The sequence below is a fragment of the Proteus sp. fly-1013 genome, assembly GCF_040140245.1.
GTDB lineage: Bacteria > Pseudomonadota > Gammaproteobacteria > Enterobacterales > Enterobacteriaceae > Proteus > Proteus mirabilis_B.
In genome coordinates this window covers 272,947-288,361 of sequence record NZ_JBEEWD010000006.1, presented here as the reverse complement: position 1 = coordinate 288,361, position 15,415 = coordinate 272,947, and the positions used below count along the sequence as shown (strand labels likewise).

15 protein-coding genes are annotated in these 15,415 nt (G+C 38.6%); 5 read left to right on the top strand and 10 right to left on the bottom strand.

Translation table 11 applies throughout. The features are described from left to right. Positions 1-18 precede the first annotated feature (18 nt). From ABN236_RS13520 to ABN236_RS13485, 8 genes are all read right to left on the bottom strand, one after another. Positions 19-963 (bottom strand): tripartite tricarboxylate transporter substrate binding protein, encoded by a 945-nt coding sequence (locus ABN236_RS13520; RefSeq protein ID WP_349474213.1) that lies wholly within the window; start codon positions 961-963, stop codon positions 19-21. Beyond that, positions 963-2,207, bottom strand: a complete 1,245-nt coding sequence (locus ABN236_RS13515) for a PfkB family carbohydrate kinase (RefSeq protein ID WP_349474212.1) — start codon at positions 2,205-2,207, stop codon at positions 963-965. Before ABN236_RS13515 ends, ABN236_RS13520 begins: the two co-directional genes overlap by 1 nt. A gap of 312 nt (positions 2,208-2,519) precedes the next feature. Further along, positions 2,520-2,834: an AzlD domain-containing protein gene (locus ABN236_RS13510; protein WP_075673103.1), complete on the bottom strand. Its 315-nt coding sequence runs from the start codon at positions 2,832-2,834 to the stop codon at positions 2,520-2,522. Beyond that, positions 2,831-3,544 carry an AzlC family ABC transporter permease gene (locus tag ABN236_RS13505; RefSeq protein WP_349474211.1) on the bottom strand — a complete coding sequence of 238 codons (714 nt, stop codon included), beginning with the start codon at positions 3,542-3,544 and terminating at the stop codon, positions 2,831-2,833. Before ABN236_RS13505 ends, ABN236_RS13510 begins: the two co-directional genes overlap by 4 nt. 127 nt (positions 3,545-3,671) lie before the next feature. Continuing rightward, a complete protein-coding gene (locus ABN236_RS13500) occupies positions 3,672-4,526 on the bottom strand; it encodes an AraC family transcriptional regulator (RefSeq protein WP_349474210.1) in 855 nt (284 codons plus the stop codon). 82 nt (positions 4,527-4,608) lie between these two features. Next, positions 4,609-5,619: a LacI family DNA-binding transcriptional regulator gene (locus ABN236_RS13495; RefSeq protein WP_318618715.1), complete on the bottom strand. Its 1,011-nt coding sequence runs from the start codon at positions 5,617-5,619 to the stop codon at positions 4,609-4,611. Between the two features lie 63 nt (positions 5,620-5,682). Further along, a complete protein-coding gene (locus ABN236_RS13490; RefSeq protein ID WP_349474209.1) occupies positions 5,683-7,089 on the bottom strand; it encodes a sucrose-6-phosphate hydrolase in 1,407 nt (468 codons plus the stop codon). After that, positions 7,090-8,460 carry a sucrose-specific PTS transporter subunit IIBC gene (locus ABN236_RS13485; RefSeq protein ID WP_088495538.1) on the bottom strand — a complete coding sequence of 457 codons (1,371 nt, stop codon included), beginning with the start codon at positions 8,458-8,460 and terminating at the stop codon, positions 7,090-7,092. A 677-nt stretch (positions 8,461-9,137) separates the two neighbouring features. Here ABN236_RS13485 and dmsA point away from each other — a divergent pair. From dmsA to dmsD, 4 genes are all read left to right on the top strand, one after another. After that, on the top strand, positions 9,138-11,576 hold the full coding sequence (gene dmsA / locus ABN236_RS13480) for a dimethylsulfoxide reductase subunit A (protein WP_270753242.1): 2,439 nt from the start codon (positions 9,138-9,140) through the stop codon (positions 11,574-11,576). Between the two features lie 11 nt (positions 11,577-11,587). Further along, positions 11,588-12,205 carry a DMSO/selenate family reductase complex B subunit gene (locus ABN236_RS13475; RefSeq protein WP_023582154.1) on the top strand — a complete coding sequence of 206 codons (618 nt, stop codon included), beginning with the start codon at positions 11,588-11,590 and terminating at the stop codon, positions 12,203-12,205. 1 nt (position 12,206) lies between these two features. Next, complete coding sequence (locus tag ABN236_RS13470; protein WP_349474208.1) at positions 12,207-13,064, top strand: DmsC/YnfH family molybdoenzyme membrane anchor subunit; 858 nt, start codon at positions 12,207-12,209, stop codon at positions 13,062-13,064. Between the two features lie 175 nt (positions 13,065-13,239). After that, a complete protein-coding gene (dmsD, locus tag ABN236_RS13465; RefSeq protein WP_349474207.1) occupies positions 13,240-13,851 on the top strand; it encodes a Tat proofreading chaperone DmsD in 612 nt (203 codons plus the stop codon). A gap of 104 nt (positions 13,852-13,955) precedes the next feature. Here dmsD and ABN236_RS13460 read toward each other — a convergent pair whose 3' ends face one another. Further along, a complete protein-coding gene (locus ABN236_RS13460; protein ID WP_088495534.1) occupies positions 13,956-14,417 on the bottom strand; it encodes a nucleoside deaminase in 462 nt (153 codons plus the stop codon). Then, complete coding sequence (locus tag ABN236_RS13455; RefSeq protein WP_349474206.1) at positions 14,417-15,103, bottom strand: ankyrin repeat domain-containing protein; 687 nt, start codon at positions 15,101-15,103, stop codon at positions 14,417-14,419. Before ABN236_RS13455 ends, ABN236_RS13460 begins: the two co-directional genes overlap by 1 nt. Positions 15,104-15,330: 227 nt before the next feature. On the opposite strand from ABN236_RS13455, the gene ABN236_RS19355 reads away from it, so the two are divergent. Beyond that, complete coding sequence (locus ABN236_RS19355; RefSeq protein WP_100158289.1) at positions 15,331-15,414, top strand: potassium-transporting ATPase subunit F; 84 nt, start codon at positions 15,331-15,333, stop codon at positions 15,412-15,414. The last annotated feature ends 1 nt before the right edge of the window (position 15,415 follow it).

Here is a 15,415-nt window from a genome sequence, read left to right as displayed (position 1 = left end):
ATTCAGCCGTTTCCTCAGTTATTTCTTTATAATTTCGCCAAACTTTTTATCTTCATTGGCCATAAATTGAGTGGCATCATCGCCATATAATTCAATAACTTCAAAACCTTGTTTATTTGCAAACTCGGCTAGTTCACCAGAGGCATACACTTTTTTCATTGCTGCAGTGAGTTTATCTTGTACTTCTTTATCTAGCCCTTTTGGTGCAACTAGCATATTCCACGCTTGCAGATCCCAGTTATAAGGAGTGGCTTCTTTGAATAACGGTACATCAGGATAAAAAGCAGACTTCTCATTTGACATAATTGCCATATGTTTCACTAATCCAGCTTTTACCATACTGTCCGCTTCGCCTAATGAAGACGTCACAATATCAACACCACCAGAAGCAAGCTCTTGTAATGCAGCACTTGCACCTTGAGATGGAATAAAGCGAATGGCGTTATCAGGCAATCCTGCGGCACGTAACATACCAATCGTATTGAGATGCCAGATTGAATTTAAGCCACTACCCGATGCTTTTAATTTGCCTGGGTTTGCTTTCGCATAATCAATAATTTCCTGTGCATTTTTAAATGGCGAAGATTTTCCAACTTGTAATCCACCATAAATAACAGCAAGACGTGTGATCGGTGTGTAATCTTGATAAGTTAATTTCGTCATTCCCTGATGATGCATCATGGTAATTTCAACCGTTGCAATCCCCAGCGTGTAGCCATCAGGTTTTGCATTTTTAATCGCATCGTGACCTACAACACCACTACCGCCGGTTTTATTTACCACGTTAACGGTCACACCCAATTCTTCTTGTAGCCCTTTAGCTGCTAAGCGTGCAACGGTATCAGTATTGCCTCCAGCAGCCCAAGGAACAACAATAGTAATCGGCTTTTCAGGGTATTGAGCAAAAGCCGGAAGTGTAAAAATGGAACTGCATAGGGTAAATGCCAGAAGTGTTTTTTTCATTATATGCACCTTTTCTCATTGCAGATTATTTGTGGTCGAATATCTTCGAGCCTTGATTTAAGGCGAGCCTGAACTTGAGAAAGCACAGGCATTGCTGTTACGCCTTTTTGTTCTATAAATGCAGAGAGGAAAGCACTGGCAAATAATACACTCTCATGCATTGTGCCTCCTGCCGCTATTTTTGAAGCAAATGCGCCGTTAAAAGCATCCGTGGCTGCCATCGTATCCACTCGCAACGATGGCATAGGGGGTATATGAAATGTGGATCGTCCATCAAAATAGACCACGCCAAGCTCATCCATATAGATAATGACTTTCTTGTTTTCATCACCTGAGATAACGCCAATACCCTGTTTAGCATCATTAATGTCGTTTATTTCAATGTCAGCCCAATGTGATGCTTGGTTTGCATTTAAGGTAATAAAATCAAGATTTGAATAAAGTTGCTTTAGATTATCGTTATAAGGCGCAACATTAAGTACGACTGTTTTATTAACGGATTTTGCAAACAGTGCGGCTTTAATATTGGCTTCTATATTAATTTCACCTTGGAGCAATAACACATCCGCTTCACTTACATAAGGTAAAGAAATATCAATCTCTTGATCTGAGAATGTATTGTTCGCCCCTAAATAAGTTGCTGTAATATTGTTTTGTGTTTTATCTGCCAAATAACTAATTGAACTACCCGTTGGTTCTATTTCTGTTTGAAAAATAGTAAAAGAATCAATTCCGCTTTCTTGTAAATATTTATAAGCGTATTTACTAAAATGATCTTCACCCACTTTCGTTATTAAGTGTACTTTCGCATCAGAAAAACTGGCAGCCATTGCCTGATTTGTTCCTTTGCCTCCGGGACCTATCGAGTTACTTTTAGAGTTAATTAACTCACCAACTTTTGGAAAAGAATCGACATTGGCAATAATATCGACCACAAACGATCCCAGTACACAGACTTTGCCTTCAGGCTTTCTATCTTTACGTTCTCTCACGATTAATAAATCGTGCAATAAACATGAAATATCAAAACTATCACTAAATTTACTTATTTTTTTAATTTCTTGTTTCCCTAGTATGGCGCCACCATGACAACGTTTGATCAACCCTTCTCCTTCAAGGTATTTCAAATCACTGCGGATAGTTTCCAATGTGACACTGAATTTCTCCGCAAGCTGAGCCACTTTAACTTTCTTTTGTTCCCTGATGATGGTGTAAATTTCCTGTCGCCGTTCTTCTGAAAACATATAAAGTGCCTCCGTATCATTGATAACGAGAATAAGGAGATCAGGTCAGTGATTCTGCGATGGTATTCAAAACAAAAAACCAAAAGCAAAAGCAAAACCAAATCGAAGCAATTTAGATCACATTTCTTTAACACAACATCAATTGGTATACGTTAAAAGTGAGAGGTGAAACGAGTCGAATAAAGAATGGTGATTAAGAAAAGAGAGGTAGAATCAGCCGTTCAAAGACGGCTGAAAAATAACGACTTATATTATTACAGAAATGATAATTTTAAAATGTAAATGTCATGTTAAATAAAATCACCTTGATATTTAGTTTAACAAGGCATTGAGCAGATAAAAACCCACTAATGTGAGTAACACCACCACTAAGGTATTACGTATTTTAAGTGCTAATCCTACACATAATAAGGTTCCCCAAAGATAAGGATTATCTAAGATACCTTTAAATTCGCCCTTCTCTAACAGTACGATTGGCGCACAAATTGCTGTTAATAAACAAGGCGCAGAATATCCTAATGCTTGTCTGATCACTGACGGTAATTTGACGGGGATCGCCGGTTCAAGAAAGAAATAACGCAACATGAAAATGACCAGTGCCAAAATTAATAATAACGACCATGTCATTTTTGTTCTCCTCTTGCTCTAGCTACACAAACAGCAATAAACATGCCTGTTAATCCACCAATAACTACGCCACCTTCTATATTCAACCAACTGAAAATAATCGAGAGACAAAAAGAGACAATAACGCCAACTAATGTACTAAATGTTTTTATTAACGGAATAACAATCGCCAATAAAGTAGCAACAATAGAAAAATCAAGATGATAACGAGATAAGTAAGAAACTTGGCTTGCCATAATAATGCCGACAATACTGACAGCTACCCACGCTAAATAAAAACATAATCCCGCACCTATCATATAAGCAGGTGTGAGTTTTACTTTAGGTTGTGCTGAAACAGCAAAAAGCTCATCCGTTAATAAAAAACCTATCGTAATACGTTGGTACCATTTTAAATGGGCAACATGTGGACGTAAGGTCAACCCGTATAAAAGATGTTGTGCTGTAATAAAAAAAACAGAAACAATAATAGTCAGCATTCCTGCACCAGAAACCACTAATCCTAGTGTGACTAGTTGTGCTGCTCCTGCAAATATAATTGCAGACATTCCGACACTTTGTGCAAAGGTTAACCCTGCATCAACCGCCATTGATCCCGCTAATATTCCCCAAGGAATAACTGCAAGGCATAAAGGCAAAACATGCAAAGCACCAAGGCCGAAAGCACGCATTACTTGCCCATCTTCATTATTATTTTTGATTTTTTCCATTTACCTGTCTTCACTTCTAATACATTAATTCTATGGAGAATGATTATCAGTCAGTAAAGATAAATGGGATTGTATAAAATTGCTATTTTGTTTTTTTATTACGCTGTATTTTTACTGCCATTTATTTTTACGACAATAAAGGGGATTTTAAAGAGGATGACAATCGAAGCCCTTTTAAATAATTACCCGGCGTGACACCAATGGCATTTTTAAAATGGCGATGGAAATGGCTTTGATCCGAAAAGCCACAAAGTTGTGTGACATCAGAAAGCGTATGACCTAAAGAAAGTAACTGTCTTGCTTTGCGAATTCGCGCTTGAATAAGCCAAGCGTGAGGCGTCATACCAATCTCTTTTTTAAATTGACGTAGAAAATGCCAAGGGCTTAAATTTACCATCTCCGCTAAGGTATTAAGTGAAAATTCATTTTCGGGTGCGTCATTCATTAATTCACTTACCCATTGCAGCCGTTGCCCTATTGCACTCAACGGCTTTTCTTGAATTCGTGTTTTGCTATAACGCAATATCAACATTGCCATTGTTGAAAGTAACAGTGACTCTTTAAGTAGAAAATTATTAGGTTGTTCTAATAATGAAAAGAGCAATAAAAGCTGCTGGCTTAAACCCGGATCGTGAATAACGGCATCTGGAAACCACGGTGTTGAACCACGTTCTTGTTGCAAATCACGCGTTAATGTTTGCAGATATTCTGGTGTGGGATAAATAGCTTGATACGCCCAGCCAGATTCAACCGCTGATGATCCTGTGTGTATTTCATCTGCATTGACAATAATGATATCGCCTTTAGGTGCGATATGTTCGCTTCCTGTTCGATAAAACTGTTGTGCGCCATCGTCAATAACTCCGATACAAAAGCCTTCATGAGTATGGCGCGAGAAAGTTTGATGTAGATATTCAGCTTGCAAATAAGCAAGGCTATTAAGCTCAGGAAGGTGAATAAGTTTAGCCTGCTCTTGTCGCATTGAATATTGACTCCATCAACAGTAAAAATCATCAGCTTGTATCATAAACACTATACTGATGATTGCATAAAATTGCTCAATCTTACTCATGCCGTTGATGAATTTTTGCTGGAACAAAAATTTGATGAACTTCTAAATTTGTCTGGTTAATTAATCCCATAACCAGTCGGAAACAGTGTGACGCTAATTCAGGATTATTTTGTGCAACAGTATCTATTGGTATTGATAATGAATCATACAAATAGTGATCATCAAAACCTGCTAAATAGACTTCATTTTGCATCATTTTATTTTGACTTAGATAGCGCAACACACCATCTAATAAGCCACAAGCAGAAGTAAAAACAAACTTAGGCGATCGCCCTAGCGATGCACACAACGAGCCAAACATTTCATAACCTGAACTTGGGTGATAATGCCCATGAATGATCCACTCTGATTTCAGATTAATATTTGCTTGTGAAAGCCCTTGCGTAAAACCTAAAAGACGATCTTTAGTCGGTGAAAGCGTTGATTGTCCACCTAAAAAGTAAAACTCATCAATGCCTTTTGTCGAAGCAATTTCTGCAATAAGTTGTTGTGTTGCCGTAATTGAATCGGTGACAACAAAAGGCAGTGTTGTTCCTTCAAAATAACGGTCAAATAACACAACAGGTATTTGTTTACTTAAACGTTGATATTCAACATCACTTTGTAAACAAGAAGCCACAATCAAACCGTCGATTTGTCGTGATAATAGATGTTCTATTGCCAGCGTTTCTTGAGCCGCATTTTCATCAGTACAAGAAATAAGTAATTGAATACCCGCTTCTCTACATAATATTTCTAGCTCATAAGCCACGGAAGCAAAACCATAGTTAGTAATATCAGGAATAACTAATCCCAACGCATAACTACGATTATCACGTAAAGAGCGAGCGTGAATATTAGGTTGATACTGATATTGTTCCGCAATGGTCGTAATACGCGCAATGGTATCATCAGAAACACGCATCTCTTTACCTCGGCCATTTAACACTAAACTTGCCGTTGTTTTTGAAACACCCGCTAATTTTGCAATATCGGTGATCGTGATACGTTTTTGTTTTTTCACTGTTATTCTACTTAATGTCACGTTCGCTGAACTTAAACTGTTTTATCGTTTATATAGTCGTATTTAACTAAGTAATGCATTCTTTAGTTGCCAAGTTGTGAGGTTTATTGTGTCTTTCCCCAAGAAACAGATAGTCTGTTTTTCTGAAGGAAAAAAACGGCTACTCATCACGCCAGCTCCACCATTAAAGAAAATTTCCACACTAGAATTATCACATAATATTTGAAGATGTTTTATATCACCAGACCAGAAACGTGATTGCCACTCTCCGTTTTTGACACTACGGCGTTTTAACACGGCTTGGTTATTTTTAATAGTTAAAACAAGAGTATCAGAAAAGTGAATAGCGAGAGAGCCGAATAGTTCTACTTCAAGTTCAAACGAAAATCCATTAATGTCTGGCGCATCATCAGCCAAACCTTGCCAATATGCTGGCTTTTGTCTGAGTTGCTGTAACTCTTTTACGGGTTGTTGATAAAGCTTATTTTCTTTTATATATAATTCACGAGGGCATGTCATTTGATGTATCCAACCATTAGCAATAGTCGGTTGATACATTTCTTCTCCATCAGGAACCCCCATCCAACCAAATAATAGACGTCTACCATTAGCTAGTGTTGTTTGAGGTGCATAAAATTCAAAACCAGCATCTAGCTCAATTAAATCACCATATTGGAATTGCAGGGTTGAATAATCAAAATCTCCTATTAAATAGGCGCTAGGGTGAGAATTTAAAAATCGATGTTGCTCTTTTTTTATTCCCTGAGGACAAGCTAATAAAATAAAGTGTCCATCAAGCTCAAAGAGATCTGGGCATTCCCACATATAACCCACGTCATTTAAACCACCTAAATGACTTCCGGCTAACTCGCCGACTAATTGCCATCGATATAAGTGAGATGCACGATAAAGTAAAACTTTACCCTGTTTATCTAACGTTTGTGCGCCTAATACCATGTACCATACATTGTTATATTGCCAAATTTTAGGATCACGAACATGACCACTATAACCTTCTGGTAGCCCTAAGACTGGCCCTAACTTATCAAAACCTCCTTGTTTATTTTCTACGGCTAAACATTGCCAAGCTGTGCGTGAGCCATCTTCAAATTTTACATTACCGGTATAACAAAGAGTTAATTGCCCTTGATGGATCACCGCACTACCAGAATAACAGCCATCTTTGTCATAAAATTCATCAGGCAATAACGCAATGGGTTGATGTTGCCAAGTAATAAGATCCTTTGAACACCAGTGCCCCCAACATTTATTTTTATGCTCACAAGACAAAGGGTTCCACTGATAAAACAGATGATAGTATTCACCATCAAAGCAAAATCCATTGGGATCATTTAATAATCCCGTTACTGGTGCTAAATGCCAATGAGGATAGTATTTATCTTTTACAGCTTTAGTACTATTACGCATAACCGCTTGTAAAATTGCAGATAACCCTTCGCTTTTTATCATTTATGCAGACTCCACTTTATATTTCAGTAAAAGAGAAAGAACAAAGGCTGTTAAGAATGCAATCACTAAACCAATAACATAATTCATAATTGAACCTGCTTGTACAATCGCGATACCCGGAATAGCAGTAAGACCAACCGCGGTCATATAAACATGAGAACCGACAACCCAAGCACCTCCAGCAGCACCGCCAATTAACGCAGCAATAAACGGTTTTCCATAACGTAAATTAATCCCGAAAATTGCCGCTTCAGTGATACCTAACATAGCGGAAAAACCTGATGGGATTGTGATAGCTTTAATTTTTGCATCATTGGTTTTAAACCAAACGGCAATACAAGCACCACCTTGAGCAATATTCGCCATTGCCCAAATAGGTAATAAGAAATTAACCCCAATATTAGGATTGCCTAGTAAACCGGCTTCAACCGCATGAAAACTATGATGGATACCTGTAATAACAATCACAGAGTAGAGTCCACCAAAAATCAGCCCCGCAATCCAACCGGCTTGTGTAATCAAGGTACTTAAGATTAATGAAATACCATCGCCTAAAAGACGACCAACTGGGCCAATGACTAATAACGCGACAAACCCCGAAATAATAACGGTTAAAAATGGAGTGATAATTAAGTCTAGGGCGTTAGGAACAACTTTACGTAATTGTTTTTCCAATACACTCATAAACCAAACGGCAAGTAATACTGGGAAAACAGTGCCTTGATAACCAATCATGGCGACTTCTAATCCAAAGAAATTCATGGTGTTAAAACCCGCAGCAACACCCCACGCATTAGTTAATGCGGGATGCGTTAAAATTCCGCCGAGTGTCGCACCAAGATAAGGGTTTCCGCCAAACTCTTTTGCGGCTGTGAAACCAATTAAAATAGGTAAAATAATAAATGCCGCAGAGCTACACATATCAAGCATGATATAGAGTGCATTATCAGGACTTACCCATTGGTTAGTTTTCATTAATCCCAATAATCCCATTAATAAACCTGACGCTACAATGGCGGGAATAATGGGTACAAATATATTAGAAAGCAGTCTTGCTATTCGTTGAAATGGATTGAGCTTTTTAGCCGCAATATTGGCAGCTTCGGATTTACTTGATTCACCAATACCCGCTGCCGCAATAAATGCAGCATGTACTTTATTAACGAGACCTGTGCCAAAGATAACCTGAATTTGTCCTGCATTACTAAAACACCCTTTCACACCCTCTAATTTATTTATTGCTTCTTTATCTGCTTTTGAGTCATCAACAAGAACAAGCCTTAAGCGCGTAGCGCAATGTGCTGCACTTGCGATATTTTCAGCACCACCTAATAAAGGCACAAGCTGGTGAGCAACTTTTTCAATATTCATCATAGCCTCTGTCATTCTTTTTTATTTATGTAGCGAGTATTAGTTTAATTATAAAAACTAAACCGGTTTAGCTAACAATTAGATTAAATGAAAATCAATTCAAGATAGCAATAAAAACTCAGATAAAGGGTATTTAATTGTGATCTAAACTACAAAAAAGCGTGTTTATTAATCAAATTAAGACTTCTAAAAGTAATTAACAATATCGAAAAGCTAAACAAATTTTAATTTTTGTTTAGCTAAATAGGTTAATTGGTTGTTAGATAATTATAGCTTCTAAAAATGATAGCTAAGGATTAATAAAAATAACTATTGGACTAAGAAAATCATATAGATAGAAACAAGAAAATACGTTCAACAAATGTTACTGATAACATCAAAACACTTAATTAATCGTTATATATTTATTTATATAAAGCTATTAATCAAATGATTAAATATAACTAATACAAAAGCTTAAGATGACCTTAAAAACTGGTAACACTTGTAATAAATCACTTTTCTTTGATGTAAAGCAACTACAACTTTTAGAAAATACGTAGTATCCACATTAACAGTTGGGTTTTATTGCCTACGTTAAAGTGCTTATTTCTTAACAACAATAACAATAATTATTTCTTTATAAGCTTGTTAGCTTCTATTTTTTCTTAAAATGTAAATAATCAAGTGAGTAATGTATGAAAAACATCAAAGAGATGGCGTTACTTTCCACTCCTTTATCTCGCCGTCGTTTTGTCAAAACGGGTGCAGCGGGTGGTTTAGCAATAACCGCAGGTGGATTATCACTCCCCTTTAATCAAGCCGTTGCCTCAGAAACAAAACCAGCAACCAACAGCGAAAAAGTCGTGTGGAGTGCCTGTACTGTAAACTGCGGTAGCCGTTGTCCATTACGTATGCATGTGGTTGATGGTGAAATTAAGTATGTCGAAACTGACAACACTGGCAATGATGTCTACGAAGAATTACACCAAGTTCGTGCCTGTTTACGTGGCCGTTCTATGCGTCGTCGCGTTTATAATCCAGACCGTTTACGTTACCCGATGAAACGTGTAGGTAAACGCGGTGAAGGTAAGTTTGAACGTATTTCATGGGATGAAGCATTTGATACTATTTCAAATACCATGAAACGTTTAATTAAAGATTATGGTAATGAATCTATTTATCTAAACTACGGCACTGGTACTTTAGGTGGCACCATGACGAAGTCTTGGCCACCAGGTGCAACATTAATTGCACGTTTAATGAACTGTTGTGGTGGTTATCTTAATCACTATGGTGACTATAGTACGGCGCAAATCGCGGCTGGCTTAAACTATACCTATGGTGGTTGGGCAGATGGTAATAGCCCTTCAGATATTGAAAACACCAAACTCGTCGTGATGTTCGGTAATAATCCGGGCGAAACACGTATGAGTGGTGGCGGTGTTACCTATTACGTTGAGCAAGCGCGTGAAAAATCTGATGCTCGAATGATTATCATCGATCCACGCTATACCGATACAGGTGCAGGCCGTGAAGATGAATGGATACCTATTCGTCCGGGAACAGATGCTGCATTAGTCAATGCTCTAGCTTATGTCATGATCAAAGAAGACTTAGTTGATAAGCCTTTCTTAGATAAATATTGTGTTGGTTACGATGAAACCACTATGCCAGAAGGTGCGCCAAAAAATGGTCACTATAAGGCCTATATTTTAGGTGATGGCGCAGATGGTCAGCCCAAAACCCCAGAATGGGCAGCGCAGATCACCGGTATTCCTGCTTCACGTATTGTTAAATTAGCACGTGAAATCGCAACAGCGAAACCAGCTTATATTACACAAGGCTGGGGGCCTCAACGCCGTTCTAACGGTGAGCTTGCTTCTCGCGCTATTGCGATGCTCTCTATTTTAACGGGTAATGTGGGAATTAACGGCGGTAATACTGGTGCTCGTGAAGGCTCTTACAGTATTCCTTTTGTTCGTATGCCGACTTTAACTAACCCTGTCACCACCAGCATTTCCATGTTTATGTGGACGGATGCTATTTTACGTGGTCCTGAAATGACCGCGACCCGTGATGGTGTTCGTGGTAAAGATAAACTTGATGTACCTATCAAAATGGTATGGAACTACGCGGGTAACTGCTTAGTTAACCAGCATTCTGAAATCAATCGTACTCATGATATTTTGCAAGACGATAAAAAATGCGAAATGATTGTGGTGATCGATAACCACATGACAGCATCTGCTAAATATGCCGACATTCTACTTCCTGATTGCACCGCATCAGAACAGATGGATTTCTGTATGGATGCTTCAGCGGGTAATATGGCTTATGTTATTTTCGCTGATCAGGCAATCAAACCTCGCTTTGAAAGTCGTAATATCTATGAAATGACAAGCGAAATTGCAAAACGTATGGGTGTGGGTGAAAAATTCACTGAAAACCGTACTCAAGAAGAGTGGTTACGTCATCTTTACGAGCAATCTCGTCAAAACTTACCTGAACTGCCGACTTTTGAAGAATTCCGTGCTCAAGGTATCTTCAAAAAACGCGATCCTGAAGGTCATCACGTTGCCTATCGCAAATTCCGTGAAGATCCTGAAAATAACCCATTAACCACACCATCAGGCAAAATTGAGATTTATTCTTCTCAACTTGCCAACATTAAAGCGACATGGGAACTGGCATCTGACGATGTGATTGATCCACTGCCGGTCTATTCCGCTGGCTTTGAAAGTTATGGCGATCCGGCAATGGAAAAATATCCATTACAAATGACAGGATTCCACTATAAATCACGCACTCACTCAACTTATGGCAACGTTGATGTCTTAAAAGCAGCTTGCCCTCAAGAAATGTGGATCAACCCTGTTGATGCCTCTAAACGCGGTATCAAACACGGTGATTTAGTGCGTATTTATAACGATCGTGGTGAAGTTCGAATCAATGCAAAAGTCACACCTCGTATTTTACCGGGCGTTGTCGGTTTAAGTGAGGGGGCTTGGTATAACCCAGATAGTAACCGTATCGACCATGCAGGTAGCATTAACGTGTTAACGACACAACGCCCTTCACCTCTCGCTAAGGGTAATCCTTCTCACAGTAATCTTGTTGAAGTCGTCAAGGCGTAAGGAGTCTGGTTATGTCAACGCAATATGGTTTTTATATTGATTCAAGTCGTTGCACTGGCTGCAAAACCTGTGAACTGGCGTGCAAGGATTTTAAAAATTTATCTCCAGAAGTTAATTTCCGCCGTATCTATGAATATGCAGGTGGTGATTGGACAGAGCAAGATGGTGTTTATACACAAAACGTTTTTGCTTATTACTTATCTATTTCGTGTAATCACTGTGACGATCCCGCTTGTGCCAAAGTTTGCCCAAGTGGTGCGATGCATAAACGTGAAGATGGCTTTGTTGTCGTTAATGAAGATATTTGTATCGGTTGTCGCTATTGTCATATGGCTTGCCCTTACGGCGCACCACAATTTGATGAAGTCAAAGGTCATATGACCAAATGTGATGGTTGCTATGAACGAGTGGCGGAAGGCAAAAAACCAATTTGTGTCGAATCTTGCCCACTACGTGCATTAGATATGGCACCGATTGAAGAGTTACGCGCTAAATATGGTGATTTAGCTGAAATCGCCCCGCTTCCTTCAGCAAAATACACCAAGCCAAATATTGTCCTTAAATTAAATGCCAATAGCCGTCCTGTGGGTGATACCACTGGTCATCTGGCAAACCCAGAGGAGGTGTAAGATGGTGGGATTGCATGAATGGCCACTAATGTTTTTTACCGTTATCGGTCAAAGTGTTGCTGGCGCTTTTATTATTATGGGATGCGCTATTCTTTCGGGTAAGCTTTCAGCAGAAATGAACCGAAAAGTGCATTACAGCATGTTTGGTCTTTGGGCATTAATGGGTATTGGTTTCTTGCTCTCCATGATGCATATGGGAACTCCATTACGTGCATTTAACTCATTGCTTCGTTTTGGTCACTCATCATTAAGTAATGAAATTGCTAGCGGTTCAATTTTCTTTGCACTGGGTGGTATTTACTGGTTACTGGCTGTACTTAATAAAATGCCGGCTGCATTAGGTAAATTATGGATCGCGCTGGTTATGGTATTAGCCGCATTATTTATTACGGCTATCTCTCGTGTATACCAAATTGATACCGTTCCAACGTGGTATAACAGCTACACTACATTTAATTTTGTGCTGACAGCCTTTATCGGTGGCCCTATTTTAGCGGCACTTTTAATGCGGATTGCAGGCTTTAATCTAAACTGCGTCAGTGCATTGCCATTATTAAGTGTTATCGCAATTGTTGTGAGTGCCATTGTGGCAACATCACAAGGTTTTGAATTAGGTTCTATTCAAACCTCTGTACAAAAAGCGGTAGATTTAGTCCCTAACTATGGTGCTTTAATGGGAATTAAATTAGTGGCTTTAGTCTTAGGCTTAAGTTGCTGGATTGCACCACTGTTACGTAAAAATAACCCATCTGTTGCTTTGTTAGCATTGGGCTTTATTTTAGTGTTTGCCGGTGAGTTTATAGGACGCGGTGTGTTCTATGGTTTACATATGACTGTCGGTATGGCGGTGGTTGGTTAATTAATTCCTCCCTCCTTTAAACCGCTGTAATAGTTAAAAAGCACACTCTTTTTATCTGTTATGGCGGTTTTCATTTTATATTACGGTATCGCTCTTTTTTAATCTTCGTCATTATGTTTAGATAGAAAATCGCATATAGTAAAGACAATAAATCTAAGCGGATTATAAAAATATTATGGAACAACAACTTATTACTGATATTTCTCTCACTGCCCGTATTTTAGGCGCTGCGTTTTATTACGCACCTACAGAGAAAAGTGACATTGTCGAGCTGCTGTCTAGTCAAAAGTGGGTTGAAGAATGGCCTTATGGCAGTGATGAAGAAAAGCAACGCATTGCTAACCTTCTTTCACAAACCACATTAGCGGAAGAAACTTTAGCGCAGGCGTATCAACGTTTATTTGTCGGCCCTTACGCACTACCTGCGCCACCTTGGGGCTCTGTTTACCTTGATCATGAAAATGTATTATTCGGTAACTCAACATTAGATTTGCGCGAATGGATGTTAGAAAACGGCATTGATATTGCGTTAACTCAAAATGAGCCAGAAGATCACTTTGGTTTAATGGTGATGATGGTGGCATGGATTGCAGAAACTCGCCCTGAAAAATTAAATGAGCTATTAGCTGAACATCTTCTGCCGTGGGCTTATCGTTATTTAGAGAAATTATCTCTGCAAGGCGCATTCCCTTATTACGAAGGTTTAGCCATGTTGGCAACATTAACGCTCAAAAGTTGGCAATCGCAGTTAAATGTCACCTCTGCTGAAAAACAATTATTTTGTTGATTAGTCATCAATAGTAAAAATAAAAAGTCCTAAAAGTATCTGATCTTATGCTGTTACTTCAATTCTCGCTTTTAGGGCTTTTATTTATAGAAAAATTAGCATCTTTAAGATTGCTGTGACCAATACTGATAAAGCTCAGGTTGCATTTCATTCTCAGCTTTTATCTGTACAAATTGAAGGCCTTCTTGTTGCTCTGGTACCTTTCTTAATGCTTTAGCAATACGGGCTGTCGATAGTCCGTAAGGCTCTGCATCCTCATTAGAATAAGCATAAAAAATTTTAGAGATCCCCGCCATACGCATTGCGGCAAGACACATTGGGCAAGGTTGCCCACTGGCATAAACAATACAGTCATCTAGTTTTGTTCGCCCTAATACTTTACCTGCTTCTCGTAATGCTAATAATTCTGCATGGGCAGTGGGATCATTTGTCGTTACTATTTGATTAACAGCACTTGCAATCACTTGATCATTATTCACAATGACCGCACCAAATGGCCTTCCCCCCACTTTCACATTATCCATTGCAAGCGATATAGCTTGTTGTATAAATTGATTATCTGACATTATTTTGCCCCCGCTTTTTCAAGTATATTAACGATGTTTGTATAGCCTTTATCTTTAGCTAAGGTTAATGGTGTGTGGCCAGAGCCATCAGCGAGGTTAACGTTAGCTCCGCCTTCAATAAGTAAAGTCACAATCTCTTCATATTTTTGGCTACCATCACCTAAAATAATAGCTTCGATTAAAGCCGTCCAACCTAAACGGTTAATATGATCAACATCCACACCAGCATCAATCAATGTTTTTACTGTTTTTACATGACCTCGCTCTGAAGCAGGAATTAATGCTGTTCCACCATAACGATTAACACTTTTAAGCGAGGCACCGTGCGATAACGTTAATTCTAAGATCTCCTGTAAACCTCTAGCGCCTGAATAAAGATATGGTGAATCATGAATAGCATCACGAGCATTAACATCTGCGCCATGCTCAATCAGATATTTTGCAACCTCAATTTGGTTGGTATGTGTGGCCGCCATTAGCGGTGTGCGTAACTTTAGATCACGTTGTTCAATATCTGCACCTTGTTCTATCTGACGTTTTAATTCAGGTAAATTTCCCTCTTGTGCCAGTGTAACTAGGTATGCTTTATCAGAATTTGCCATCGCTTTAACTATGAAGATAGATGAAATTATTAATAAGCTTAAGAAGTATAAAAACCATTTGGCCTTTAGATAGAGAGTATTCATTCAATATCCCCTAGAGAGTGCTAATTTCTATTCACTTAATTAGCATATTATTTGAACCTAACTTAGATCTAACAAAGGCATGACATTATTTCAACCAATCAAGGAGTCAATGGATCACCTATCAGCCATTTTTATACTTTTTTTACACTTCACCTATCTCTTTTATCAACATCTTTACAGCCCATTAAGTACGCTCACTCAATCTAAATAGTAAAAGGATTGTTCTGATGCTGATATTCGGTGCTGTGACATTAGTTGTTTTGCTCACTGCTTATCTTATCTATGTGTTATTTAACGCAGAGGCATTTTAAA

What these genes read in the sequence shown, in the direction of transcription:
- ABN236_RS13520 (WP_349474213.1), bottom strand. Translation starts at nt 963, where the DNA reads ATGAAAAAAACACTTCTGGCATTTACCCTATGCAGTTCCATTTTTACA.
- ABN236_RS13515 (WP_349474212.1), bottom strand. Translation starts at nt 2,207, where the DNA reads ATGTTTTCAGAAGAACGGCGACAGGAAATTTACACCATCATCAGGGAA.
- ABN236_RS13510 (WP_075673103.1), bottom strand. Translation starts at nt 2,834, where the DNA reads ATGACATGGTCGTTATTATTAATTTTGGCACTGGTCATTTTCATGTTG.
- ABN236_RS13505 (WP_349474211.1), bottom strand. Translation starts at nt 3,544, where the DNA reads ATGGAAAAAATCAAAAATAATAATGAAGATGGGCAAGTAATGCGTGCT.
- ABN236_RS13500 (WP_349474210.1), bottom strand. Translation starts at nt 4,526, where the DNA reads ATGCGACAAGAGCAGGCTAAACTTATTCACCTTCCTGAGCTTAATAGC.
- ABN236_RS13490 (WP_349474209.1), bottom strand. Translation starts at nt 7,089, where the DNA reads ATGATAAAAAGCGAAGGGTTATCTGCAATTTTACAAGCGGTTATGCGT.
- ABN236_RS13485 (WP_088495538.1), bottom strand. Translation starts at nt 8,460, where the DNA reads ATGAATATTGAAAAAGTTGCTCACCAGCTTGTGCCTTTATTAGGTGGT.
- dmsA (WP_270753242.1), top strand. Translation starts at nt 9,138, where the DNA reads ATGAAAAACATCAAAGAGATGGCGTTACTTTCCACTCCTTTATCTCGC.
- ABN236_RS13475 (WP_023582154.1), top strand. Translation starts at nt 11,588, where the DNA reads ATGTCAACGCAATATGGTTTTTATATTGATTCAAGTCGTTGCACTGGC.
- ABN236_RS13470 (WP_349474208.1), top strand. Translation starts at nt 12,207, where the DNA reads ATGGTGGGATTGCATGAATGGCCACTAATGTTTTTTACCGTTATCGGT.
- dmsD (WP_349474207.1), top strand. Translation starts at nt 13,240, where the DNA reads ATGGAACAACAACTTATTACTGATATTTCTCTCACTGCCCGTATTTTA.
- ABN236_RS13460 (WP_088495534.1), bottom strand. Translation starts at nt 14,417, where the DNA reads ATGTCAGATAATCAATTTATACAACAAGCTATATCGCTTGCAATGGAT.
- ABN236_RS13455 (WP_349474206.1), bottom strand. Translation starts at nt 15,103, where the DNA reads ATGAATACTCTCTATCTAAAGGCCAAATGGTTTTTATACTTCTTAAGC.
- ABN236_RS19355 (WP_100158289.1), top strand. Translation starts at nt 15,331, where the DNA reads ATGCTGATATTCGGTGCTGTGACATTAGTTGTTTTGCTCACTGCTTAT.